This is a genomic window from Ensifer sp. LC163, from assembly GCF_001695855.1.
In the GTDB taxonomy this organism is placed as follows: Bacteria; Pseudomonadota; Alphaproteobacteria; order Rhizobiales; family Rhizobiaceae; genus Ensifer.
The window spans coordinates 106,497-130,578 of sequence record NZ_MBSS01000008.1; the positions used below are offsets into that span (position 1 = coordinate 106,497).

Genomic DNA, 24,082 nt, shown 5'->3' on the forward strand with positions numbered 1-24,082 from the left:
CCGCCGCCGCCCGACTTGAACCTTTAGGAGAACGGTATGTCCGTCACCAACCTCAAGCTTCCGCAGGATGCTGCCCCACGGCACGCGGCCCGTGTCATCGCCTTTACCCGCGCCGCCAGACCCGGCGCCAGTGGCCGGCTGCCGGCGGCGCTCGCGACGGCTTTGATCAATCTCGTCCCGCTCGTGGTCACCCTGAGCTTCATCCTGGTCGCCTGGCAGGTGATCTGTTCGGCGCCAGACTCGAGCTTGCCGGCGCCGACAAGCGTTCTCGAAGAAAGCTGGGAGCTCATTGCGCACCCATTCTATGTCGGACAAGGGGTCGATCAGGGTCTGTTCTGGCATATCTCGGCCAGCCTGCAGCGTGTTGCGATCGGCTATGCGCTTGCTGCCGTCGTCGGTATCGCGCTTGGCGCACTCGTCGGCCAGAGCGCCCTTGCCATGCGCGGGCTCGATCCGATCTTCCAGGTGCTGCGCACGGTGCCGCCACTCGCCTGGTTGCCGCTGTCGCTTGCCGCCTTCCAGGACGGCACCCCCTCGGCGATCTTCGTGATCTTCATCACCGCGATCTGGCCGATCATCATCAACACCGCCGTCGGCATCCGCAACATTCCGCAGGACTACCAGAACGTCGCCAAGGTGCTGCGGCTCAATGCCTTCGAATATTTCGGCAAGATCATGCTGCCGGCGGCGGCCCCTTACATCTTCACCGGCCTTCGCATCGGCATCGGCCTCTCATGGCTCGCCATCGTTGCCGCCGAAATGCTGATCGGTGGCGTCGGCATCGGCTTCTTCATCTGGGACGCATGGAACTCCTCGTTGATCAGCGACATCATCGTCGCGCTGATCTACGTCGGCATCGTCGGCTTCCTCCTCGATCGTCTCATCGCCCTCATCGGCCGCATCGTCACCCGCGGCACGGCAACCGCGTGAGAAAGGCAAAGATCATGACCAAGAGCTATCTTTCGCTTGAGCTTATCGACAAGAGTTTTGAACGCGGCGGCGTCAGGACGGAGGTCCTGAAGCAGGTCTCGCTTTCCGTCGACAAGGGCGAATTCATCTCGATCATCGGCCATTCCGGCTGCGGAAAGTCGACGCTGCTCAATATTGTCGCTGGCCTGACGCCGGCCACCACCGGCGTGGTCCTGCTCGATGGCAGGGTTGCCGACGAGCCGGGACCGGACCGCGCCGTCGTCTTCCAGAACCATTCGCTGCTGCCCTGGCTGACGGTCTACGAGAACGTTCGCCTCGGCGTCGACAAGGTGTTCGGCGCGACCAAGGGTAAGCCTGAGCGCCATGACTGGACCATGCGCAATCTCGAGCTGGTGCAGATGGCCCATGCCGCCGACAAGCGTCCGTCCGAGGTTTCCGGCGGCATGAAGCAGCGCGTCGGCATCGCCCGGGCGTTGGCCATGGAACCGAAGGTGCTGCTGCTCGACGAGCCGTTCGGCGCACTCGATGCGCTGACCCGCGCCCATCTGCAGGACCAGGTGATGCAGATCCACGCCGAGCTCGGCAACACGGTGCTGATGATCACCCATGATGTCGACGAGGCGGTGCTGCTTTCCGACCGCATCGTCATGATGACCAACGGGCCTTCGGCGCGCATCGGCGAGATCCTCGACGTGCCGCTTGCCCGCCCGCGCCGGCGCATCGAGCTTGCGGCCGACCGAACCTACCTCAAATGCCGCGAAGCGGTGCTCAAGTTCCTCTACGAGCGCCACCGTTTCGTCGAAGCTGCGGAGTGATCCCCATGGCTCAAAGCACAAGCGAAAAACTGGTCATCATCGGCAATGGCATGGCGCCGGGGCGCATGCTCGAAGAGCTGTTCGAAAAGGCCCCGGGTCGCTATGAGGTCACGATCTTCAACGCCGAGCCGCGCGTCAATTACGACCGCATCATGCTGTCGCCGGTGCTGTCTGGCGAGAAGGAATACGCGGACATCGTCATCCATGACGACGCCTGGTACGCCGCAAATGGCGTCACCTTGCACAAGGGCGCCAAGGTCGCTCAGATCGACCGGACGGCCTGCACGGTAACCTCGGAAAACGGCATCACCGCCAGCTACGACAAGCTGGTGATCGCCACCGGCTCCAGTCCCTTCATCATTCCCGTGCCCGGCCATCAGCTACCCGGCGTGCTTGCCTACCGCGACCTCGACGACGTCGAAAAAATGCTTACCGGCAGCAGGGGCGGCGGCCGTGCCATCGTCATCGGCGCCGGCCTGCTCGGGCTCGAGGCGGCCTATGGCCTCAAGCGCCAGGGCATGGAGGTCACCGTCATCCACCTGATGCCGACGATCATGGAGCGTCAGCTCGATCCGGCCGCCGCCTATCTCCTGGAAAAAGCGCTGACCGAACGTGGCATCGAGATCGTCACCAAGGCCAACACCAAACGGATCCTCGGCGAAACGAAGGTCGAGGGCATCGAGCTCGAAGACGGCCGGATCATCGAGGGGTCGATGGTCGTCATGGCCGTCGGCATTCGTCCGGCGTCAGGCCTGGCGAAGGAAGCCGGTATCGCGGTCAACCGCGGCATCGTCGTCGACGACGGCATGATGACGTCGGATGCGGCGGTCTATGCGCTCGGCGAATGCGCCGAACATCGCGGCACCTGCTACGGCCTGGTGGCGCCGCTCTATGAAAGCGCCAGGGTGCTTGCCGACCGGCTGGCCGGCGGTGATGCGGAATATCATGGCTCGGTCACCAATACAAAGCTCAAGGTCACCGGCATCAATCTCTTCTCCGCCGGCGACTTTGCCGATGGCGAAGGTCGCGAGGAAATCGTGCTCCGCGATGCGACCGCCGGCGTCTACAAGCGCCTGGTGCTGAGGGAAAACCGCATCATCGGCGCCGTCCTCTACGGCGAAACATCGGACGGCTCCTGGTTCTTCGATCTGATGAAGAGGGGGGCAGATATCACCGCCATGCGCGAAACCCTGATCTTCGGCCAGGCCTATCAGGGAGGATCCCCGCTGGACCCTACGGCGGCCGTTGCAGCCTTGCCGGATGATGCGGAAATCTGCGGCTGCAACGGCGTATGCAAGGGCAAGATCGTCGCGACGATCACGGGCAAGGGACTGACATCGCTCGACGAGGTGCGCGCCCATACCAAGGCATCCGCCTCCTGCGGATCCTGCACGGGTCTCGTTGAGCAGGTGATGTCCTTGACGCTCGGCGAAGCCTACAATCCCGCTGCCGTCCAGCCGATGTGCAACTGTACCGAACTCGGCCACGACGACGTCCGCCGACTGATCAAGGCCAAGGGGCTGAAGACCATTCCCGCCGTGATGCAGGAGCTGGAATGGAAGACTTCTTGCGGCTGCGCCAAGTGCCGCCCGGCGCTCAACTATTATCTCGTCTGCGATTGGCCGGACGAATATGCCGACGACTACCAGTCGCGCTTCATCAACGAGCGTGTGCACGCCAATATCCAGAAGGACGGTACCTATTCCGTCGTCCCGCGCATGTGGGGTGGGGTCACCAACTCCGGGGAATTGCGCGCGATCGCTGACGTGGTCGACAAGTTCGAAATCCCGATGGTCAAGGTTACGGGCGGTCAGCGCATCGACCTGCTCGGCATCGAGAAGGAAGACCTGCCCGCCGTCTGGGCCGATCTCGGCAAGGCCGGCTTCGTGTCGGGCCAGGCCTACGCCAAGGGTCTGCGTACGGTGAAGACCTGCGTCGGTTCCGACTGGTGCCGCTTCGGCACGCAGGATTCGACCGGGCTCGGCATCCGCATCGAGAAGTTCATGTGGGGTTCCTGGACCCCGGCCAAACTGAAAATGGCCGTCTCCGGCTGTCCCAGAAACTGCGCCGAGGCCACCTGCAAGGATATCGGCGTCATCTGCGTCGATAGCGGCTTCGAGATCCACTTTGCCGGTGCCGCCGGGCTCGACATCAAGGGCACCGAGGTTCTCGGTCTGGTCAGGACCGAGGACGAGGCGCTCGAGCATATCGTCGCGCTGACGCAGATGTATCGCGAGCAGGCCCGCTATCTCGAGCGGATCTACAAGTGGGCCAAGCGCGTCGGCCTCGAGGAAATCCGCCGCCAGATCATGGACGATGCGGGACGTCGCAAGGCGTTCTTCGATCGCTTCGTCTTCAGCCAGAAATTCGCCCAGGTCGACCCCTGGTCGGAGCGTGTCTCCGGCAAGGACAAGCACGAGTTCCGACCAATGGCGACGGTCGGTTTTTCCCAGGCAGCGGAGTGAGATGATGGACATGAACTGGATCACAATCGGTGACATTTCGGACATTCCGCTCCGCGGCGCACGCTGCGTGCGAACGCCTCAAGGCAAGATCGCCGTCTTCCGCACGGCCGAAAACGAGGTTTTCGCCATCGAGGATCACTGCCCGCACAAGGGCGGGCCGCTGTCACAGGGCATCGTCCACGGCACGGCCGTCACCTGCCCGCTGCACAACTGGGTGATCTCGCTCGAAACCGGCAAGGCGCTGGGCGCGGACGAGGGCGCCGTGCGCACGATCCCCGTGCGCAACGACGGCGGCGCACTCTTCATCGCGCTTGAAAGCCTGATGATCGCGGCGGAATAGTCATGGCAACCGAAGTCAAAACCACCTGTCCCTATTGCGGTGTCGGCTGCGGCGTGATCGCGACGGTTGGCGATGACGGCGGCGTCGGCGTGAAAGGCGATCCGGATCACCCCGCCAACTTCGGCCGGCTTTGCTCCAAGGGGTCGGCGCTTGCAGAGACGCTCGATCTCGACGGACGGCTGCTCTATCCCGAGATCGCCGGCGAACGGGCGGATTGGGATGAGGCGCTCGATCATGTTGCCGAGCGTTTCTCAAGCGCGATCGCCCAACATGGGCCCGATTCTGTTGCCTTCTACGTCTCCGGCCAGTTGCTGACCGAGGATTACTACGTCGCCAACAAGCTGATGAAGGGCTTCATCGGCTCGGCCAACATCGACACGAACTCGCGCCTGTGCATGTCCTCTTCCGTGGCCGGTCATCGCCGCGCCTTCGGTGCCGATACCGTGCCCGGCTGCTACGAGGATCTGGAGTTGGCGGATCTCGTCATCCTGACCGGCTCCAACCTCGCCTGGTGCCATCCGATTCTCTACCAGCGTCTGGCTGCGGCTAAGGCAGCTCGGCCGCAGATGCGGGTCGTCGTCATCGATCCGCGCCGGACAATGACCGCCGACATCGCCGATCTGCATCTGGCGATCCGACCGGATGGTGATGTTGCGCTGTTCAATGGGCTGTTCGCGCACCTGGCCGCGAGCCCGGCCGTCGATCAGGGCTATATTTCCGCCCATACCAGCGGCTTCGCCGAAGCCTTCGCCGCAGCAAGTGCGCTCGATGAGACCGCTTTGGCGCAGGCGACGGGGCTCGAGGCGACGGAAATAGCGGCCTTCTTTCGACTGTTCGAAACGACGGAAAAGGTCGTCACCTGCTACAGCCAGGGGGTCAACCAGTCGGTGGCCGGGACCGACAAGGTCAATGCCATCATCAATTGCCATCTGGCCACCGGCCGCATCGGTCGTCCCGGCATGGGGCCGTTCTCGCTGACCGGCCAGCCCAACGCCATGGGCGGTCGCGAGGTAGGCGGGCTTGCCAATATGCTCGCCGCCCATATGGATATCGAAAAGGCCGGGCACCGCGATCAGGTCCGGCGCTTCTGGGGCGCGCCGTCGCTCGCCGCCAAGCCGGGCCTCAAGGCCGTCGACATGTTTCGCGCCGTTGCCGACGGGCGCATCAAGGCGATCTGGATCATGGCGACCAATCCGGTGGTGTCGATGCCGGATGCCGATGCCGTCGAGGCAGCGCTCAAGGCCTGTCCCTTCGTCGTCGTCTCCGATGTCCTGAAGAAGACCGATACGACGCGCCATGCGCATGTGCTGCTGCCTTCGCTCGGCTGGGGTGAAAAGGATGGCACGGTCACCAACTCCGAGCGCCGCATTTCTCGCCAGCGTGGTTTTCTCTCGGCACCTGGGGACGCCAGAGCGGATTGGTGGCAGCTTGCCGAAGTCGGCCGCCGCATGGGTTTTGCCGGCGCATTTGCCTATGCGTCGGCATCCGAAATCTTTGCCGAACATGCCGGTCTTTCCGGCTTCGAGAACGATGGGCGGCGCGATTTCGATATCGGTGCCCATGCCTCGATCGATAATGCCGGCTATGATGCGCTGATACCGTTCCAATGGCCGCAGCCGCGGGGTGCGGCGAGCGCGACGACACGCTTCTTCGCTGACGGCAGCTTCTTCCATGCGGACGGGCGCGCACGCTTCATCGCGACCACCAGTCGCGTTGACGACCGCGTCAGCGACGCCTTCCCTTTCACCCTCAACACCGGGCGTGTCCGCGACCACTGGCACACGATGACCCGGACGGGAAAGAGCGCGCGGCTCTCCGCCCATATCGGCGAGCCCTTCGTCGAGATCCACCCGCGCGATGCGATGGAGCTTGATCTATCGCCCGCCGATCTCGTGGTATTGGAAAGCCCTTATGGGGAGGCGATCGTTCGGGCACTGATTACCGAACGCCAGGCGCGCGGCAACCTCTTCGTGCCGATGCACTGGAACGACCAGTTCGCGGCCAAGGCGCGCATCGATGCTTTGGTGCCGCCGATCACCGATCCCGTTTCGGGGCAGCCGGCCTCCAAGAACGTTGCTGTTTCCGCCCGCCGCTTCGCAGCCACCACCTATGGATTTGCGGTGAGTGCCGCAAAGCCTAAAGCCCTCGATTGCACCTATTGGGCGCTCGCCAAGGCACGGGGAGGTTGGCGGCTCGAGCTGGCGGCGGAGAGGGCACCTGAGGATTGGGTCACCTGGTGCCGGCGCACCTTCGACCTGCCTGGCGATATCGACCCGATCGGCTACGCGGACGGGCCATCGGGCCATCGCCGGCTTGCATTCTTCGACAGCGATCGGCTTCTGCTGGCCCTGTATCTCGCGCCGGAGCCCGTCGCGGTCGCCCGCAACTGGGCGGTCGAGCAGCTCGATATCTCGCAATCGGATCTGCGTCTGCGCTTCGCGCTCGTGGCCGGCCGGCCGGGAGCGGATAAGCCTGATCCGGGCGCAACCGTCTGCTCCTGCTTCAATGTCGGGATCAACCAGATCGTTGCTGCCGTGCGCAACGGCTGCCGCACGGTCGAGGCGGTCGGCCAGGCACTCAATGCCGGAACCAATTGCGGCTCCTGCCGCGCCGAGATCAGGGGGATCGTCGATGGATGCCTTGCTGCCGCCGCGGAATGAAAGGCGCCTACGCGCGGAGCCGCCGCGCATGATGCCACTGGCAAAGCTGCCAGTGTTCTGGGCGCTCGACGGCCGCCGCGTCGTCGTGGCCGGTGGCTCCGACGCCGCTGCCTGGAAGGCGGAACTGTTGGCGGCCTGCGGCGCCGAGGTGCATGTCTATGCGCCGTTTGAGGAACTCGGAGAGGTCTGCACCCGCCTGCTCGAGGGCGGCTCCTGTCACCCGGGCGGCAGGTTCGTGCATCACGGCGAAGCCTGGACCAAGAACACGCTCATCGGCGCGGCGCTTGCGATCGCCGATTGCGAGGCTGAGAGCGATGCCCAAGCCTTCTTCGAGGCAGCCCAAAAGGCCGGCGTGCCGGTCAACGTCATCGACAAACCGGCCTATTGCCAGTTTCAGTTCGGCTCGATCGTCAATCGCTCGCCTGTCGTCGTGTCCATATCGACCGATGGCGCCGCTCCCATCCTGGCCCAGGCGATCCGTCGCCGCATCGAGACGCTGCTGCCACCGGCTCTGAAGGATTGGGCGTCGCTGGCGCAGGCGATCCGCGACAAGGTCAATGCAAGCCTCAAGCCCGGTGTCGGGCGGCGCGCTTTTTGGGAGCGCTTTGTCGATCATGCCTTTCGGGAGACACCGGAGGAGGGTGTAGAGACGCGGCTGGTGGCGGAAATGGATCGCCTTGCGGCGAACCGGACTGCCACCGGCCGCGTCACGCTCGTCGGCGCCGGCCCCGGCGAGGCGGAGCATCTGACGCTGAAGGCGGTGCGGGCCATGCAGGCAGCTGACGTCATCCTTTTCGACGACTTGGTCTCCGATGAAGTCCTGGAGCTTGCCCGGCGCGAGGCCAAGCGTCTTCTCGTCGGCGACCGCACGAGCTGCCGACAGGAGGACATCAACGACATGATGGTGTCGTTGGCGCGCGCCGGAAAACGGGTCGTCCGGCTTAAATCCGGCGATGCGATGATTTCCGGATGCGCCGGCGAAGAGATCGCCCGGTTGCAGGCGGACGGCATTCCGGTCGATGTCGTTCCCGGCGTGTTAGCCGCCAGTGAGTGGAGAACGGCCAGATCAACCTCGGTTTCATCCGCCCGGTCGAAAACATCGGCTCGTTGAACTTCTCCTCGATTGGGCAAGAGCGCTATCTGCCGGCGGTGGAAAAGACGAGCGCGCCGCTTGCGTGCAGCAAGGTCGGCATAGAATCGGCAGCGACCGTGCCGGTACGCACCGAGTGTCAACCAAGGGCTGCGTCTCCCGTAGGCTTGACATCACCGGCCGCGCTTTGCGTGAGTTTGCGCGCTATTTCATAGAATGCATGGACGAGTTTGCCGTTGCTGCGTTCGCGCAGGCAGATGAGCGCCTCGTCCATCAGCATTTCCGGGGCGTCGATCTTGATCGGAACGAGGCGGGTGTCCTGGCCGAACTCCGCGGAGGAGACGAAACCGACGCCGCCGCCGGCGGCGACGATCTCGCGAACGGCCTCGCGGCCCTCGGCCTCGATGAGCGGCGTCAGCGTGACGCCGCACTGCTCGGCCATCGCCTCGAGCTTCTGGCGGGTTTTGGAGCCTCGCTCGCGCATGACGAGCGGGTGTTTTGCAAGCTCGGCGAAGGTGACGCTCTGACACGTCGCCAGGGGATAGTCGCGGCTTGCGAAAGCGACGATCGGCGTGGAATTCAACTTCAGGACGTCGAAGTCGCCCACCTGCGGGATTTCACCGAGAACGCCGATATCCGCCTCATAGGCGTGCAGGCTGGTGATGACCGTCTCCGTGTTGCCCGCGTCGATCGACACCTGCACCGTCGGGTAGGTCCGTCGGAAGGCGGCAAGAATGTGCAGCAGATGGTGCGCAGCATCCGCGACGATCCTAAGCTTTCCGGCCCTCAATGCGCGCGATTCAGAGAGAAGATCGAGTGCCTGCTGCTCGACGTCGAACATGCGCCGGGTGACTTCCAGAAGCTGCTGGCCGGCCTGGGTCAGCGTGACCTGTTTCTTGTTCCGATTGAAGAGCAGGACGTCATATTCCTCCTCGAGTTTGCGCACCTGGTCGGAGACAGCGGGCTGCGTCAGGAAGAGGGCTTCGGCTGCCCGTGAAAAGCCGCCATGGATGGCCACATTGTGAAAGGCGCGGAGCTGGACATAGCGCACGGTAACATCCCCACAGATAAGTTCTGTCGATGAAACCATCAGAACGAACGATTTGATTTATGTAAAGGGGCAAAAGATAGTTTCCGGAGCCAAACCTTTCCGGAGCGCGCCTATGAATCTTTCGGTCGTCGCCCTCGAACTCACTGCTGCAACAGTCCTGCTGCTTTACGCCGTCAGCCTGGTCAAGAAGGGCGTCGAAGCTGCCTGCGGCGATGTGGTCACGCGTGCCGTCGGCGGCGCTGGTGGCAGGCCGCGCGCGGCTGCCTATGGCTGTTTGATTGCGATTGCCCTTCAGAGTTCGACGGCGGTCGCCATGCTGGCCGCGAGCTTTGCCGTGAGCGGAGCGCTGGCGCTGGATGTCGGCCTGGCGGTCCTTCTCGGCGCGGACCTGGGTTCGGCCCTCGTCGTCAAGATCTTGAGTTTCGATTTGCACTGGCTGGCGCCGCTGCTGATTGCTGCAGGCGGCCTCCTGCACCTCAAGGCGCGCGCTCGCAAGCCGGTCGAGGCCGGGCGTGCCGTTCTCGGGATCGGCCTATTGCTTCTATCGCTGCAGATGATCGGCCATGCGACGCTGCCGCTTGGTCAAAGCCCGCTGCTGCCGGCAGCGATCGACATGCTCAGCAAGGACCCTCTGACGGTGATGATCGTTGCTGCCGTCTTCACCTGGGGGCTGCATTCCAGCGTTGCGGCCATCCTTTTGATCCTGACCTTTGCCGCAAAGGGTCTGCTGCCGCTCGACGTCGGCATTCCCTTGATCCTCGGCGTCAATCTTGGTGGCGGGCTGATCGCCCTGTGGCTGACCCGTGGCCTGCCGGTGGAGGGCAGGCGCCTGCCGCTCGGCAATCTTCACTTTCGGACGCTGTTCAGTGCTGCTGTCTTTGCGCTGTTTTCCATGCAGGTCTCTTTTGCATGGCTGCCTGGCGCGACGGTCGCCGCCAAGCTCGTCAATCTGCATGTGCTGTTCAATGCGGCATTGGCGCTCTTGGGTCTGGTGTCGTGTGGCCTGATGGCGCGCTTCATTCGCCTTCTCACCCCCGAAAACGTCGGGGACAAGGAAGCCAGTCTTGCAGCCCATGTGAGTGCGCTCGAGCGGTCTCTGATCGACAAGCCGGCGCAGGCATTGGCGGCCGCCGCACGCGAAGTCCTGCATATGGGCAACCTGATCACGCGTTTGCTCGAACCGGTCATGGGGGTGATCGCGTCGCCGACGCCGGAGACGGTCAATGCGCTGCGCCGCATCGATGGGGACATCCATCGCGCCCATAGCGAGATCAAGCTTTTTATCGCCGCGGTCAATCGGGGCGTGCTGACGGAGGAGCAATCCCGGCGCGGCATCGAACTCACCGAGGCGGCCATTCATCTGGAATATGCCGGTGACGTCGTGTCGAAGAGCCTGTTGCGGATGGCGGAGGAGCGGCTTGAAGGCGCCGGCGCCTTTTCGACGGCGGGCTGGCACGAGCTGACGACGCTGCACGCCGCGGTGTTTTCGAACGTCAAACTTGCCGCCAATCTGCTCGTCTCGCCCGAACCGGTGATTGCCCGCGAGATGGTGCGCCAGAAGGAACATGTCCGCCGGCTGGTGCAGGAAAGCAGTCAAAGCCATCTCGAGCGGCTGAGGCAAGGCATTGCCGCCAGCATCCAGTCGAGCGACATGCACTTGGAGATCATGCGTGCGCTGAAGGAACTCAATTCGCTGGTCACGACGATGGCTTATCCCCGTCTTCGCGAGACCGGAGACCTGCTCGAAAGCCGCCTCGTTCCCGCGGCGTAGATATATAAGTGTAATTTATAGATTTATACAAAAGAACGATTTTACATATATGTCTGCCCGCCGCATTGTCAGTCCCGGAGACGCCAACGTGAGGACGGACAATGCCAAATACCGCTTCTGACAGAACCATCGCACCGCTGGAATCGCCGAGACTTGGCGAGCCCTATCTGCTGACGCCCGGCCCGCTGACGACGGCCTACGAAGTCAAGGAAGCCATGCTGAGGGACTGGGGATCGTGGGATGGTGATTTCCGTGCGATGACGGCGCAACTGCGTCGCCAGCTTCTCGACATTGCCGGCGATGCCAAGGGCGAGTTCGATTGCGTCCCGATGCAGGGCAGCGGTTCGTTCTCGGTCGAGGCGATGCTCGGCAGCTTCGTTCCCCGCGACGGCAAAGTGCTGGTGCTGATCAACGGCGCCTATGGCAAGCGTATCGCTCAGACGCTCGCCTACCTCGGACGCGACCACGTGACGATCGACAAGGGCGATTACATGCCGCCGCGCGGCCCCGAGGTCGCCGCCGCGCTCGACGCAGACCCGGCCATCACCCATGTCGTCGTCGTTCACTGCGAGACCAGTTCCGGCATCCTCAATCCGCTCAAGGAAATCTCCGAGGTCGTCTATAACAGCGGTCGCAAGCTGCTGGTCGACTCGATGAGTGCCTTCGGTGCCGTTGCGGCCGGGCTCGCCGACTTCCGTTACGAGGCGATCGTTTCCTCCGCCAACAAATGCATAGAAGGCGTGCCTGGCTTCGGCTTCGTCATCGCCCGCAGAAGCGAACTGGAGGCCGCCAAGGGTCGCAGCCATTCGCTCAGCCTCGACGTGCACGCGCAGTGGGACTACATGAACAAGACCGGCCAGTGGCGTTTCACGCCGCCGACCCATGTCGTCGCCGCGTTCCTGGAGGCGCTTCGACTGCATCGCGAGGAAGGCGGCGTTGCCGCCCGCGGGGCGCGGTATGCGCGCAACCGGGACGTCATGGTCGCCGGCATGCGAGAGGCAGGCTTCGAGACGCTGCTTGCCGACCGCTGGTTGTCGCCGATCATCGTCACCTTCTTCAGCCCCGCCGATCCGGCCTTCGCCTTCGACCGCTTCTACGAGCTGATGAAGGAGAAGGGTTTCATCATCTACCCCGGCAAGCTGACGGTCGTCGACAGCTTCCGCGTCGGCTGCATCGGCCGCATGGATGAACATGTGATGCGCCGCGTGGTCGAAGCCGCCCGCAGTTCTCTGACCGAAATGGGGGTCGCCAATGCCGCCCCTCCAGCGATCGCCCTTGCCGAACGCAGCCGTCTCGCCGCTTGAACGAACGATAGGATTTTTCCGATGAACCAGATGTCCAAGATCAACGTCGCCGTCACCGCCAATCGGCGCACCTATCCCTGGCCGAACGTCACCGCCATCGCCATCTGCCTCGACGGCTGCGAGCCGGCCTATCTCGACGAGGCCATCAAGGCCGGGCTGATGCCGACGCTTGCCCGCATTCGCCAGACCGGGACGGAGCGCACGGCGCTCAGCGTCATCCCGAGCTTCACGAACCCCAACAACCTTTCCATCGCGACCGGCCGTCCGCCGGCCATTCACGGCATCTGCGGCAACTACCTCTACGAACCGCAGACCGGCAACGAAGTGATGATGAACGACCCCCGCTTCCTGCGCGCGCCGACCATCTTCAAGGCCTTCTACGATGCCGGCGCAAAGGTCGCGGTCGTCACCGCCAAGGACAAGCTCCGCGCACTTCTCGGTCACGGCCTCAAGTTCGATGAGGGCAGGGCGGTCTGCTTCTCGTCCGAAAAGTCCGACAAGTCGACCAAGGCGGAGAACGGTATCGAGAACGCTTCGGAGTGGCTTGGCCTGCCGGTACCGGAAGTCTATTCGGCGGAACTCTCGGAATTCGTCTTTGCAGCCGGCGTGAAACTGCTGAAGGAGTTCGCTCCTGACGTCATGTACCTGACGACCACGGACTACGTGCAGCACAAATATGCCCCGGGCGTTCCAGCAGCGAACGCCTTCTACGAGATGTTCGACAAGTACCTGACCGAACTCGATGCGCTTGGTGCTGCGATCATCGTGACGGCCGATCACGGCATGAAGCCGAAGCACAAGGCTGACGGTTCGCCGGATGTGATCTACGTGCAGGACGTGCTCGATGAATGGCTCGGAAAGGACGCGGCGCGCGTCATCCTGCCGATCACCGACCCCTACGTCGTCCACCACGGCGCGCTTGGATCGTTCGCGACGGCTTACCTTCCGGAGCGCGCCGACAAGGAGGATATCATCGAACGGCTGGCGGCGATCGACGGCATCGACCTTGTTCTTTCGCGGCCCGAGGCCTGCATTCGTTTCGAACTGCCGGATGACCGCATCGGCGATATCGTCCTCATCTCCTCGGAGAACAAGACGCTCGGCACAAGCGAGCATCGCCACGATCTTGCCGCGCTGAACGAGCCCTTGCGCTCGCACGGCGGCCTCACGGAGCAGCAGGTGCCCTTCATCGCGAACCGCAAGCTGCCCGAGCTCGGTTCCGCCGCCACGCTGCGCAACTTCGACGCCTTCTACTATGCGCTCGTCGCGGCGGCGCAGCCGGTAAATTAAGGAACGGACGATGACCAAGGTGGAAACGACATTCGCACTGCGCCATGAGCCCATGCGCATTGCCGGCAGGAAGGTCGATGCCGAGGGGGTGATCGAGGTGCACTACCCCTGGAACGATGCCGTCATCGGTACCGTTCCAGCCGGCAATGCCGAGCACGCCCGCACAGCCTTCGAGATCGCAGCGGCCTATCAGCCGAAGCTGACGCGATACGAGCGCCAGCGCATCCTGCTGAAGGCGGCCGAGATGCTGGTCGCCCGCAAGGAGGAGATCTCCGATATCATCACGCTGGAGCTCGGCATATCGAAGCAGGACTCGCTCTACGAGGTCGGCCGCGCCTTCGACGTGCTGACGCTGTCGGGCCAGATGTGCATTCGCGATGACGGCGAGATCTTCTCCTGCGACCTCACCCCGCACGGCAAGGCGCGCAAGATCTTCACGATGCGCGAGCCGCTGACCGCCATCTCGGCGATCACACCCTTCAACCACCCGCTCAATATGGTGGCACACAAGGTGGCGCCGGCCATTGCGACCAACAACTGCGTGGTGCTGAAGCCGACGGAGCTGACGCCGATGACGGCGCTCGTCTTCGCCGACATTCTCTACGAGGCGGGATTGCCGCCGGAAATGCTGTCGGTGGTGACCGGCTGGCCGGCGGATATCGGCATGGAAATGATGACCAATCCGAACTTCGACCTCATCACCTTTACCGGCAGCGTGCCGGTGGGCAAGCTGATCGCGGCGAACGCGCACTACAAGCGCCAGATCCTCGAACTCGGCGGCAACGACCCGCTGATCATCCTCAACGACCTGTCGGACGACGACCTGGCAAAGGCGGCCGACCTCGCGGTCGCAGGCGCAACGAAGAACTCGGGCCAGCGCTGCACGGCGGTCAAGCGCATTCTGTGCCAGGAGAGCGTCGCCGATCGTTTCGTGCCGCTCGTGCTGGAACGGGCCAGGAAGCTGCGCTTCGGCGACCCGATGGATCGCGCGACGGAACTGGGCACGGTCGTGCATGCCCGTGCTGCCGAAACCTTCGAGCGTCGGGTGCATCAGGCGGCCGAGCAGGGGGCGGACATCCTCTACGATCCGGGCCGCCGCGGCGCTCTTCTCCCGCCGATCGTGGTCGATCGTGTGCCGCATTCGAGCGAACTGGTGATGGAGGAAACCTTCGCGCCGATCATTCCGATCGTGCGGGCACCCGACGATGACGATGCTCTGATCGCGCTCTCCAACTCGACCGCCTTCGGCCTGTCGTCCGGGGTCTGCACCAACGACTTCCGCCGCATGCAGAAATACATCGCCGGCCTCAGGGTCGGTACGGTGAACATCTGGGAGGTGCCCGGCTATCGCATCGAAATGTCCCCCTTTGGCGGCATCAAGGATTCGGGCAATGGCTACAAGGAGGGCGTGATCGAGGCGATGAAAAGCTTCACCAACGTCAAGACGTTTTCCCTGCCCTGGTGATCTGGGCCCTGGTGATCTGAGCATCCCCTGCCAAATCACCCTTCCTGGGAGCTGTCGATCGGCAGCTCCCTTTTTCTTGACGCAAGCTGCAAGACGCTTTGTCAGCATCTGTGGCCCGCGGATGCAGGCCCTGTTCGTTTCGTCATCAATTGCGCCGAGGAGTGACGCGTCTGAAGCGTTTAAGCCTACAGACGGCGCGTTCGATGCGGGCATATCCATGCGTGCGGAAGTGGGAGCCTTATGTGCTACGCAAGCGATGTTGCAGGAGTATCATCTGATAGGCTCTGTTCGCCCGGAAGGGATGATCACCAACGCCCGTCGCGGGAGACGTCCATTCCTGCCGGCAGCGGCAATTGCGATGAGAATGTTGTTGGTTGTAAACATTCCGTCCGCTTGATTTTGAAGGAGCCACGGCATGGACCGATTCACTGGCGGTTGCCTGTGCGGCAATGTCCGAATTGTGGCGTCGGGACGCCCATACCGGGTCGGCCTTTGCCACTGTCTCGACTGCCGCAAGCATCACGGGGCGCTTTTTCACGCTTCCGCGATATTCCCTCAGGATGCGGTGACGATCGACGGCGAAACACGCGACTACGCCGGGCGGTTTTTCTGTCCCCGCTGCGGCTCGTCCATTTTCGCACGCACCGCAGACGAAATCGAAGTGAATGTGGGCTCCCTGGATGCCCCCGACCAACTGGTGCCAACCTACGAAAGCTGGATCGTGCGCCGCGAGTCCTGGTTGCCGCCGTTTCCGATCACGAGACGATACGACCGCGACCGTGACGCCACGAGCCGCTTTGAGGAGTAGGTCGCGACCGGTGCGAGGCCGAAGTTACGTGTCACGCCGGGGCGTCACTCCGGCAGACCGGCCTTGCGGTAGCCATCAACGAAATGCGCAAGGGTCGCAGCGTCGCGGAATGGCTCGGTCGTTGCCCAGTGGTGGATTGTGAAATTCGGGTTGCCGACGAGAAACAGTTCGACCTCTGCGTGCGCCTCGTCGAGCCGGCCCAGTTGGGCAAGGCTTGCCGCGAGGAAACGCCTCGAGCTTGTGCGATAAGTCTCGTCCCTGCGCAGTGTCTCGACAGCGGCTTCGTATTGGCCGGCCGCATATTGCGCCTGGCCGAGCGTCAGATAGTACCAACTTGCTGGAAACGGGTTCAGCCGGAACGCCTTGCAAATGTGCTCGAGGCCTTCCTCGACCCGCCCGGCCAGGACTGCGATGTCGGATAGTGCCGCCCAGGTGTCGGCCTCGTTCGGGTCGAGCTCGATCGCCGTGGCAAATTCCTGATCCGCCTCGACGAAGCTGCGCTCATAGGCAAGCAGGTACGCCAGGATCCAGCGACTGCCGGCATCGTGGGGATCGATCGCGACAGCCTTGCGCGCCAGCTCCAGAGCAGCACTGCGGCCAGGTTCCGTCGGCCCGCCGGAATGGACCCATCCCATCCAGTGGTTCATCGCAAGCCAGCGATAGGCCTCGGCGTAATCAGGATCGAGCGAAACTGCGCGCGTGAGCATCAGATGCGCTTCCCGCGCCGCCTGCGGCGTATCATCCATCAGCTTGCGCGCCCGCACGCAGAGATCGTAGGCCTCGAGATTTTTGGGCCGATGGCGCGGCGGCGGCGCGCGCAGCCGGCCGAGCAGTGCCTCCACGATCTTGCCGGTGACTTCGTCCTGCACGGCAAAGATATCTTCCAGGCTGCGATCGAAGCGTTCCGTCCATAGATGATCGCCACTCACGGCGTCGACCAGTTGGGCGTTGATGCGCACGCGCCCCGCGGCGCGGCGCGCGCTGCCCTCCAGCAGGTAGCGCACGCCAAGGTCCTCAGCGATCCCGCGCACGTCCATTGGCTTTCCCTTGTAGGCAAAGGCCGAGTTGCGGGCGATGACGAACACGCCGGAGATCCTGGACAGGTCGGTGATCAGGTCTTCGGTCAACCCATCCGCGAAGGATTCCTGCTCGGGATCATTGCTGACATTCACGAAGGGCAGCACGGCTATCGATGGTTTGCTGGGCAGCGGCAGAGGTTTTCGCTTCGCACCCCCGAGCTGTTCGATGGCCCTGGTGAAGCGGTAGCCGACGCGCGGAACCGTGGAGATCCATTCACCGCCGTCGGCGGCCGGGCCAAGCAGCTTGCGCAGCTGCGCGATTTGGACGGTGAGGTTGCCTTCCTCGACGGCCGTGCCCGGCCACGCCGCGTCCATCAATTCGGCCTTTCCAAGGATTTCGCCGGGCCGTCCGACGAATGCCGCAAGCAGCCTCAGCCCGCGGTGGCCGATGGCAACGGGATCATCGTTCCGAAGGAGCGTTCCCGCATCCGGATCAAGCACGAACGGACCAAAGGCAAAGCGCGATCCCTGCATACGGCGCATCTATAGACCCTTTGGAAGTTTTTGAGAACTTTTTGGGAGGGCTTAAGTACGACGCCGTTCGTATCCTCCAGACTTCATCCTCTTTCAGGTCGGGGCCCCCGGGCCCCTCAAACCCTATGGAGGTTGCCATGGACGATACTCCTACCCTTGCGTCGGCGCCGCATCAGGCATCGCGGCCGGGAACGCTCGTAGGCCCGGCGGAAGTGTCGCGTCGGCACTGCAGCCTGGCGACCCTGCGGAGCATTATCGCCACCTGGGACGAGCGGAAACGCGTTCGCTGCGACCTTGAGCGAAAGCTGAAGCAAGATCCCCATTTGATCGCCGACATCGGTCTGACGAGACGGCAGTTCGAGGCAGAGATCGCCAAGCCCCTAGGCGAACACACCACAACCAACGGTCTGCTACGGCTTCTCGGAAGGCTGGGCATTTTGGCCACCCATTGGAAAATATGGGGAGGTAGCCTGGCAACTCGGGGAGAGAACGACGACTTGAGCGAAGGACAGTTGCTTGAACTGGGCATTTGCCGCGTTGCACGCAGGGAACGCTGGCTTGACGGCTGTGAGACGCTGCTCCCCATGGATTATTTCGAGTACAGCCTCCATCCGGACGTCTCAAGTGGAGGGGAACGCTACTGCATAATTCCTTAAATCGGAATCGATTTAAGGAGGAAATTATGCGGCAAGTTTAAAGCGGTACAGCGTCCTTTGCGCGTCATATTTGACGCGCGGCGCTGTAGCGGTGTGGGCGACTTGCGTCCCGGTGAGGCTTCGCCAGACCCATAGTTTTTACTTTGACAATGATAAGAATAATAAATTTTACTAATTGAATACGTCCACGCAGAATGCCTCCTGAAGCATGCGAGACAAGGGCAGCGACAGATTGCCAGCCTTGCTTCCCGGATTTTTTCCAGGCCTCCAGAGGAGATATTCAGCATGAACAGACACATGTTTTTTATGCTTGCCGGCGCCATGTCCGTGGCTCTTCCCGTCATCGCATCCGCACAGACCGAGCTCACCGTTTACACTGCCGTCGAGGCTGTCGACCTTGATCGTTACAAGGCGACCTTCGAGAAGGCGCATCCCGATATCACGATCAATTGGGTCCGCGATTCAACCGGCGTCATGACGGCGAAACTGCTTGCCGAAAAGGACAACCCGCAGGCGGACGTTGTCTGGGGGCTCGCTGCCACGTCCCTGCTTCTCCTGAAAACGGAGGGCATGCTGGAAGCCTATCAGCCGAAGGGCGTCGAGGCGCTCGACAAGAAATTCGTCGACCGTGACACGCCGCCGAGCTGGGTCGGCATGGACGCCTATGTGGCAGCACTCTGCTACAACACGGTCGAGGCCGCAAAGCTCGGGCTGACGGCCCCTCAAACCTGGGAAGACCTGACGAAGCCCGAATACAAGGGCCACATCGTCATGCCGAACCCGAGCTCGTCGGGCACCGGATTCCTCGACGTATCCGGCTGGATGCAGATGTGGGGCGAAGAGAAGGCCTGGTCCTTCATGGACAGGCTTCACGAGAACATCTCCGCCTATACGCATTCCGGCTCGAAGCCCTGCAAGATGGCCGGCGCCGGCGAGGCCGTCATCGGCGTGTCATTCGAATTTCCAGGCGCCAAGGCCAAGAGCGCCGGCGCGCCGATCGACATCATCTTCCCTGCCGAAGGGTCGGGCTGGGAGGCCGAGGCGACGGCGATCATTGCCGGCACGGCCAACCTCGAGGCCGCCAAGACCCTGGTCGACTGGTCGGTCACCAGGGAAGCCAACGAAATGTACAATGTCGGCTATGCCGTGGTGGCCTATCCCGGCATCGCCAAGACCGTTCAGCATCTGCCCTCTGACATTGCCGCAAAGATGATCGACAACGACTTCGAATGGGCCGCGAACAATCGCGCGACCATCCTGAAGGAATGGCAGAAGCGTTACGACGCGAAGTCGGAACCGAAGAGCTGACCTCCGATCGGCCTGGGCGGGGCGCATGCGCGCTCCGCCCGTCGCGTTCTCTCCCGCATGTTTCATGAAATCCTATCCGATTTAAGGATGAAAACATGCGGAAATTCAAAGTGCTACAGCGACCTTTGCGCGTCTGATAGGACGCGCGGCGCTGTAGAAATCCCTGACAGCCAGCGGAGCTTGCAGATGAGACATGCCATGTCGATCGAACCGACACCCACGAGCATTCACCGCGCCGCTGACCAGGGGACCACCCCGTCATCCCCCTATCTCGAAATCCGCGATCTCTGGAAGAGCTATGGCGATTTCGTTGCGTTGCGCGACATTTCGCTCGGCATCGGCAAGGGGGAGTTCGTCTGTTTTCTCGGCCCCTCGGGCTGCGGCAAGACGACCCTTTTGCGGGCGATCGCCGGCCTTGATCTGCAGACACGGGGCGTTATCTGGCAAGGTGGCCGCGATATTTCGATCTTGCCTGCATCGAAGCGTGACTACGGCATCGTCTTCCAGTCCTACGCGCTCTTTCCCAATCTCACCATCGAGCAGAACATTGCCTTCGGCCTGGAAAACACCGGCCGTTCGAAGGCAGAGGTCGCAGCGCGCGTCGCCGAACTTCTGGAGACGGTCGGACTTTCGGCGCACGGCAAGAAATACCCCGCCCAGCTTTCCGGCGGACAGCAGCAGCGTATCGCTCTCGCCCGCGCCATTGCGATCTCCCCCGGCCTGCTTCTGCTCGACGAACCGCTGTCTGCCCTTGATGCCAAGGTGCGCGTCCATCTCCGCCATGAGATCAAGGCGCTGCAACGGAAGCTTGGCGTCACCACCATCATGGTGACGCACGATCAGGAGGAGGCGCTCGCCATGGCGGACCGGATCGTCGTGATGAATCACGGCGTCATCGAACAGGTCGGATCGCCCACCGAAATCTACCGTCATCCGAAGACCTTGTTCGTTGCCGACTTCATCGGCGAGACCAACCAGTTTCCGGCAAGGGTTCTGCCGGACGGTCAGGTCGAGATCGGCCATTCTGCCTTCTGTTGCCCAACGGACGGCTTCGCGGCGGGGGCCGCGACCACGGCCGTCGTCCGTCCCGTCGACATCATTCCGCACGGTGCCGAGGCGCATGCGGTCCACTCGCTAGACCGGCCGGCAACGCCGCAGAACCTGATCGATGCCGAAGTGCATGTGATGGAGTTCCTCGGCATGTTCTGGCGTACGCGACTGACCGCGCCGCGGCTCGGTGACCGGACGCTCGTCGCCGACTTTTCAGTTAATGCAGTGCGCCGGCTGCGCATCGAAACAGGCGGCGTCATCCAGGTCGAGATACCGCGCGAGCGCCTGTTGCTCTATCCGAGGGGTATCTGACGATGAGCATCGCGATCGACTATGCACCACCGGCAAGAAGGCTGCGGCAGCAGGCTTCCCGAGACGATCTCGTCAAACTCGGTTTCATGGCCGTTATCGGGCTTTACCTGATCGTCGCTTTGGGCGCGCCGCTCTTCGTCATGCTGTCCAAGTCGCTTTCGACTTACCGCTTCGATCTGAGCGCCTTCGAGTTTCAGGTGAGCGACGAGACGGGCGCGAACTGGGCAACGGCCGTCACGGCGGATGCGCTCAACAAAGAACTCGGCGTCGTCGCGAAAAAGGATCTCGCCACCAATTCGGACGGACGCCTGGCCGTTACGAAATTCTTCCCGCAGTTCAATTTCCGCAGCCCCGTCCATTATCGCATTCGTGGCGTCACGGACGATGCCGCGTTTCTCGTCGGCTCCACTCTGGAGAAGGGCACGGCCTGGCGCGAATACGATTCCGCCGCATTTCGGCGGGTCGTGCTGCGCCCGGCAAGCAGCCTCGGCATCGAAAACTTCAAGACCTATTTCTCGACGCCGGCGCTCGCCCGCTCGATCTACAATTCAGTGCTGATGGCGTCGATCAGCACCGTGGTGACGGTCTCGATCGCTTTTGCGCTCGCCTATGCCTTGACGCGCAGTTGCATGCCGCTCAAGGGGCTCTTCCGGGGTATCCTCACGATACCGATCCTCGTGCCGTCGCTCTTGCCCGGTATTGCGCTCGTCTATCTCTTCGGCAATCAGGGTGTCTTTAGGGATTGGCTGATGGGCTACTCCATCTACGGTCCGATCGGCATCGTCATCGGCTCGGTGTTCTTCACGCTGCCGCATGCCTTCCTCATCATCTTGACGGCCCTGTCCGTCGCCGATGCGCGCCACTACGAGGCCGCGGCGTCGCTGAGGGCCAGCAAATGGCGCACCTTCACCACCGTGACGGTGCCGGGCGCGCGTTACGGCCTCGTGTCGGCCGCCTTCGTCGTCTTCACCTTGGTCATCACCGATTTTGGATTGCCCAAGGTGATCGGCGGCCAATACGGCATGCTGGCCGTCGATATCTACAAGCAGGTGATCGGCCAGCAGAATTTCGAGATGGGAGCGGTCGTCTCCGTCATTCTCCTGGTGCCGGCGGTGCTTGCCTTCGCCGTCGACCGCCGGATGCAGAAGCGCCAGGTGGCGCTGCTCTCGGCGCGCGCGGTGCCTTATGCGCCCAAGCGCAATGTGCGCATGGACGGCTTCTGCTTTGCCTTCGCATGCCTCGTCAGCCTGTTCATTCTCGGCATGATCGCCATGTGCCAGATCGCGGCGCTGGTGAAGTTCTGGCCATACGACCTGACGCTGACGACGAAGAATTTTGCCTTCGATCTGATGGATGGCGGCGGGTGGGCGGCCTATGCCAACTCGATCAAGCTCGCCTTGCTGACCGCATTCTTCGGCTCGGTGATCGTCTTTGCCGGCGCCTATATGGTCGAGAAGGCCGATGGGTTCCGCTTCGGCCGGAGCGTCTTTCATTTCCTCGCCATGATGCCGATGGCCGTGCCGGGCATGGTGCTCGGCCTTGCCTATATCTTCTTCTTCAACAACCCAGCCAATCCGCTCAACTCCATCTACGGCACGATGACGATCCTCGTCGTCTGCACGGTGACACACTTCTATACGGTTGCGCACCTGACGGCCCTGACCGCGCTGAAGCAGATGGATCCGGAATTCGAATCCGTTGGGGCATCGCTCAAGCAACCCTTTCACCGGCTGTTCTTCCGCGTCACTTTGCCGGTCTGCCTGCCGGCGATCCTCAACATCGGGATCTATCTCTTCGTCAACGCCATGACGACGGTTTCCGCCGTGGTCTTTCTCTATGCCGCGGACACCAAGCTTGCCTCGGTTGCCGTGCTCAACATGGACGACGCGGGCGACATCGCACCGGCTGCCGCCATGGGCATGATGATCTTCTACACCAATGTCGTCGCCAAACTCATCCACGCGGTGGTCTCCCGCGGACTGCTCGCGCGCACGCAGGCGTGGCGGTAGCCCCACCGGCATCGGCACAGGGTGGCAGTCAGCGTGCAATCCTTCACGCCCGGCCGTCTTGAGATGGAAACCAGGAAGGTCGCCTAGGCGACCTTCCTGTCTGGCAATACGCTATCACCTTCTGTCGAGATCGAGCGCGGAGGCTGGCGGTGCTCGTGTTCCGCCAGGCGCGTGCGCTGCGGCGTACAGCCGTAGGTGTCCCGGTAGGTCCGGGAGAAATGGGAAGCCGAGGAAAATCCGCATGCCACGGCGATCTCGAAGACGGGAAGCGACGAATTGACGAGAAGCAGGTGCGCCCGTTCCAGCCGCATCTGGAGATAGTAGCGCTTGGGGGACCGCCCCATCTCGCGGCGGAATAGGCGCTCGATTTGACGACGCGACAATCCTGTCGGGGTAGACATGTCGGCAAGTTTCAACGGTTCGGTGAGGTTCGCCTCCATCTGCTCGATGATGCCGATCAGCAACCGGTTGTCGATGCCGACGCGGGTCTGAAGGGGCAGCCGCTGGCGCTCTCCGGCCTTGCGGACCCGTTCCGACAGAGCCACTTCGCAAACGCGATTTGCCACGTCCCGGCCGAGATCGTCTTCGACAACGCGCAGGAACATGTCGAATGGTGCATTGCCGCCGGCGCAGGTAAAAAGCTCGCCGTCGATCTCGAATGCCGTCTGACGGGCTTTCGTCGCGAAGAACCGCTCGGAGAAATCTGGAAAGTGTTCCCAATGCACGGCGCAACGACGCCCATCGAGCACGCCGGCCCGCGCCAGGCTGTAGAGGCCGCCTGCGAGCCCGGCGACGGGAACCCGGCTCCGCCGGGACAGCCGCAGCCAGCCTTCGGCCTTTCCGTCGGCGGGAGGGACGGCACGGCCGCCGCAGACCACGATCATGTGAGGACGCCCCGGTTGATGCAGTCCGTCCTGCTCCGAGGTGAGTGCTGCGTCTGCCACCATGCGCATTCCGCAGCTCGACCGCGCAGGTTGGCCATCGCGCGTGAGGATAAGCCAGCTATAGTGCGGCCTGCCCAGGACATCGTTGGCAAGGCGAAGCGCCTCGAGCGCGGCAGTGAATGCGTGCTGCGTGAAGCCGTCGAGCAGGTAGAATGTGAAGCGGCGGCCTTGTGTGCATGCCTGTTGCACTGCTCTGCCTCCTTTTGCGTCAATGATTGCTCGAAACATGATGCAAAGAATAGTTACATTATGCAACATAAA

At 62.7% G+C, this 24,082-nt stretch carries 16 protein-coding genes and 3 pseudogenes; 16 read left to right on the plus strand and 3 right to left on the minus strand.

Annotated elements, in window-relative coordinates; all coding sequences use genetic code 11:
• Nucleotides 1-36 precede the first annotated feature (36 nt).
• From ntrB to BC360_RS32650, 7 genes and pseudogenes are all read left to right on the plus strand, one after another.
• Nucleotides 37-930 (plus strand): nitrate ABC transporter permease, encoded by an 894-nt coding sequence (gene ntrB, locus BC360_RS07860; RefSeq protein ID WP_065794820.1) that lies wholly within the window; start codon nt 37-39, stop codon nt 928-930.
• A 14-nt stretch (nt 931-944) separates the two neighbouring features.
• Nucleotides 945-1,745: an ABC transporter ATP-binding protein gene (locus BC360_RS07865; protein WP_065794821.1), complete on the plus strand. Its 801-nt coding sequence runs from the start codon at nt 945-947 to the stop codon at nt 1,743-1,745.
• A gap of 5 nt (nt 1,746-1,750) precedes the next feature.
• The gene (gene nirB, locus BC360_RS07870; protein WP_065794822.1) at nt 1,751-4,210 is read left to right on the plus strand and encodes a nitrite reductase large subunit NirB; all 2,460 of its coding nucleotides are present in this window, start codon (nt 1,751-1,753) and stop codon (nt 4,208-4,210) included.
• 4 nt (nt 4,211-4,214) lie between these two features.
• Nucleotides 4,215-4,550: a nitrite reductase small subunit NirD gene (gene nirD, locus BC360_RS07875; RefSeq protein ID WP_053248710.1), complete on the plus strand. Its 336-nt coding sequence runs from the start codon at nt 4,215-4,217 to the stop codon at nt 4,548-4,550.
• A gap of 2 nt (nt 4,551-4,552) precedes the next feature.
• A complete protein-coding gene (locus BC360_RS07880) occupies nt 4,553-7,210 on the plus strand; it encodes a nitrate reductase (protein ID WP_065794823.1) in 2,658 nt (885 codons plus the stop codon).
• Nucleotides 7,182-8,318 (plus strand): annotated as a pseudogene (locus BC360_RS07885) (siroheme synthase); the annotation flags it as partial. The gene BC360_RS07880 and the pseudogene BC360_RS07885, both read left to right, overlap by 29 nt.
• Nucleotides 8,261-8,407 (plus strand): annotated as a pseudogene (locus tag BC360_RS32650) (LysR family transcriptional regulator); the annotation flags it as partial. The pseudogenes BC360_RS07885 and BC360_RS32650, both read left to right, overlap by 58 nt.
• Nucleotides 8,408-8,439: 32 nt before the next feature.
• Here BC360_RS32650 and BC360_RS07890 read toward each other — a convergent pair.
• Complete coding sequence (locus BC360_RS07890; RefSeq protein WP_065794824.1) at nt 8,440-9,351, minus strand: LysR substrate-binding domain-containing protein; 912 nt, start codon at nt 9,349-9,351, stop codon at nt 8,440-8,442.
• Between the two features lie 112 nt (nt 9,352-9,463).
• Here BC360_RS07890 and BC360_RS07895 point away from each other — a divergent pair, with 112 nt between their 5' ends.
• From BC360_RS07895 to BC360_RS07920, 5 genes are all read left to right on the plus strand, one after another.
• Nucleotides 9,464-11,122, plus strand: coding sequence for a Na/Pi cotransporter family protein (locus BC360_RS07895; protein WP_065794825.1), 1,659 nt, complete (start codon nt 9,464-9,466; stop codon nt 11,120-11,122).
• A gap of 101 nt (nt 11,123-11,223) precedes the next feature.
• Nucleotides 11,224-12,426: a 2-aminoethylphosphonate--pyruvate transaminase gene (locus BC360_RS07900; protein WP_065794826.1), complete on the plus strand. Its 1,203-nt coding sequence runs from the start codon at nt 11,224-11,226 to the stop codon at nt 12,424-12,426.
• A gap of 21 nt (nt 12,427-12,447) precedes the next feature.
• Entirely contained in the window at nt 12,448-13,716 is a 1,269-nt protein-coding gene (gene phnA / locus BC360_RS07905) for a phosphonoacetate hydrolase (RefSeq protein ID WP_065794827.1), read from the plus strand.
• A 10-nt stretch (nt 13,717-13,726) separates the two neighbouring features.
• Nucleotides 13,727-15,181, plus strand: coding sequence for a phosphonoacetaldehyde dehydrogenase (phnY, locus tag BC360_RS07910; protein ID WP_065794828.1), 1,455 nt, complete (start codon nt 13,727-13,729; stop codon nt 15,179-15,181).
• A gap of 415 nt (nt 15,182-15,596) precedes the next feature.
• Complete coding sequence (locus BC360_RS07920; protein ID WP_065781669.1) at nt 15,597-15,989, plus strand: GFA family protein; 393 nt, start codon at nt 15,597-15,599, stop codon at nt 15,987-15,989.
• Nucleotides 15,990-16,033: 44 nt separating this feature from the next.
• Here the strand turns inward: BC360_RS07920 and BC360_RS07925 are convergent, their stop codons facing one another.
• On the minus strand, nt 16,034-17,542 hold the full coding sequence (locus BC360_RS07925; protein WP_065794830.1) for a winged helix-turn-helix domain-containing tetratricopeptide repeat protein: 1,509 nt from the start codon (nt 17,540-17,542) through the stop codon (nt 16,034-16,036).
• Nucleotides 17,543-17,679: 137 nt separating this feature from the next.
• Between BC360_RS07925 and BC360_RS31380 the strand changes: the two are divergent.
• From BC360_RS31380 to BC360_RS07945, 4 genes and pseudogenes are all read left to right on the plus strand, one after another.
• A pseudogene (locus tag BC360_RS31380) lies at nt 17,680-17,934 on the plus strand (DUF1127 domain-containing protein); the annotation flags it as partial.
• A 549-nt stretch (nt 17,935-18,483) separates the two neighbouring features.
• Complete coding sequence (locus BC360_RS07935) at nt 18,484-19,506, plus strand: putative 2-aminoethylphosphonate ABC transporter substrate-binding protein (protein WP_065794832.1); 1,023 nt, start codon at nt 18,484-18,486, stop codon at nt 19,504-19,506.
• Nucleotides 19,507-19,692: 186 nt separating this feature from the next.
• Entirely contained in the window at nt 19,693-20,868 is a 1,176-nt protein-coding gene (locus BC360_RS07940) for a putative 2-aminoethylphosphonate ABC transporter ATP-binding protein (protein WP_065794833.1), read from the plus strand.
• A 2-nt stretch (nt 20,869-20,870) separates the two neighbouring features.
• The gene (locus BC360_RS07945) at nt 20,871-22,877 is read left to right on the plus strand and encodes a putative 2-aminoethylphosphonate ABC transporter permease subunit (RefSeq protein ID WP_065794834.1); all 2,007 of its coding nucleotides are present in this window, start codon (nt 20,871-20,873) and stop codon (nt 22,875-22,877) included.
• A gap of 83 nt (nt 22,878-22,960) precedes the next feature.
• On the opposite strand, the gene BC360_RS07950 is transcribed toward BC360_RS07945, so the two are convergent.
• Complete coding sequence (locus BC360_RS07950) at nt 22,961-24,010, minus strand: GlxA family transcriptional regulator (RefSeq protein ID WP_065781664.1); 1,050 nt, start codon at nt 24,008-24,010, stop codon at nt 22,961-22,963.
• Between the last annotated feature and the right edge of the window lie 72 nt (nt 24,011-24,082).

Excerpts from the sequence above, each read along its gene's own strand:
- nirB (WP_065794822.1), top strand. The coding sequence starts at position 1,751 with ATGGCTCAAAGCACAAGCGAAAAACTGGTCATCATCGGCAATGGCATG.
- BC360_RS07945 (WP_065794834.1), top strand. The coding sequence starts at position 20,871 with ATGAGCATCGCGATCGACTATGCACCACCGGCAAGAAGGCTGCGGCAG.
- phnY (WP_065794828.1), top strand. The coding sequence starts at position 13,727 with ATGACCAAGGTGGAAACGACATTCGCACTGCGCCATGAGCCCATGCGC.
- BC360_RS07895 (WP_065794825.1), top strand. The coding sequence starts at position 9,464 with ATGAATCTTTCGGTCGTCGCCCTCGAACTCACTGCTGCAACAGTCCTG.
- BC360_RS07925 (WP_065794830.1), bottom strand. The coding sequence starts at position 17,542 with ATGCAGGGATCGCGCTTTGCCTTTGGTCCGTTCGTGCTTGATCCGGAT.
- BC360_RS07935 (WP_065794832.1), top strand. The coding sequence starts at position 18,484 with ATGAACAGACACATGTTTTTTATGCTTGCCGGCGCCATGTCCGTGGCT.
- BC360_RS07940 (WP_065794833.1), top strand. The coding sequence starts at position 19,693 with ATGAGACATGCCATGTCGATCGAACCGACACCCACGAGCATTCACCGC.
- phnA (WP_065794827.1), top strand. The coding sequence starts at position 12,448 with ATGAACCAGATGTCCAAGATCAACGTCGCCGTCACCGCCAATCGGCGC.
- ntrB (WP_065794820.1), top strand. The coding sequence starts at position 37 with ATGTCCGTCACCAACCTCAAGCTTCCGCAGGATGCTGCCCCACGGCAC.
- BC360_RS07880 (WP_065794823.1), top strand. The coding sequence starts at position 4,553 with ATGGCAACCGAAGTCAAAACCACCTGTCCCTATTGCGGTGTCGGCTGC.
- BC360_RS07900 (WP_065794826.1), top strand. The coding sequence starts at position 11,224 with ATGCCAAATACCGCTTCTGACAGAACCATCGCACCGCTGGAATCGCCG.
- BC360_RS07865 (WP_065794821.1), top strand. The coding sequence starts at position 945 with ATGACCAAGAGCTATCTTTCGCTTGAGCTTATCGACAAGAGTTTTGAA.
- BC360_RS07920 (WP_065781669.1), top strand. The coding sequence starts at position 15,597 with ATGGACCGATTCACTGGCGGTTGCCTGTGCGGCAATGTCCGAATTGTG.
- nirD (WP_053248710.1), top strand. The coding sequence starts at position 4,215 with ATGGACATGAACTGGATCACAATCGGTGACATTTCGGACATTCCGCTC.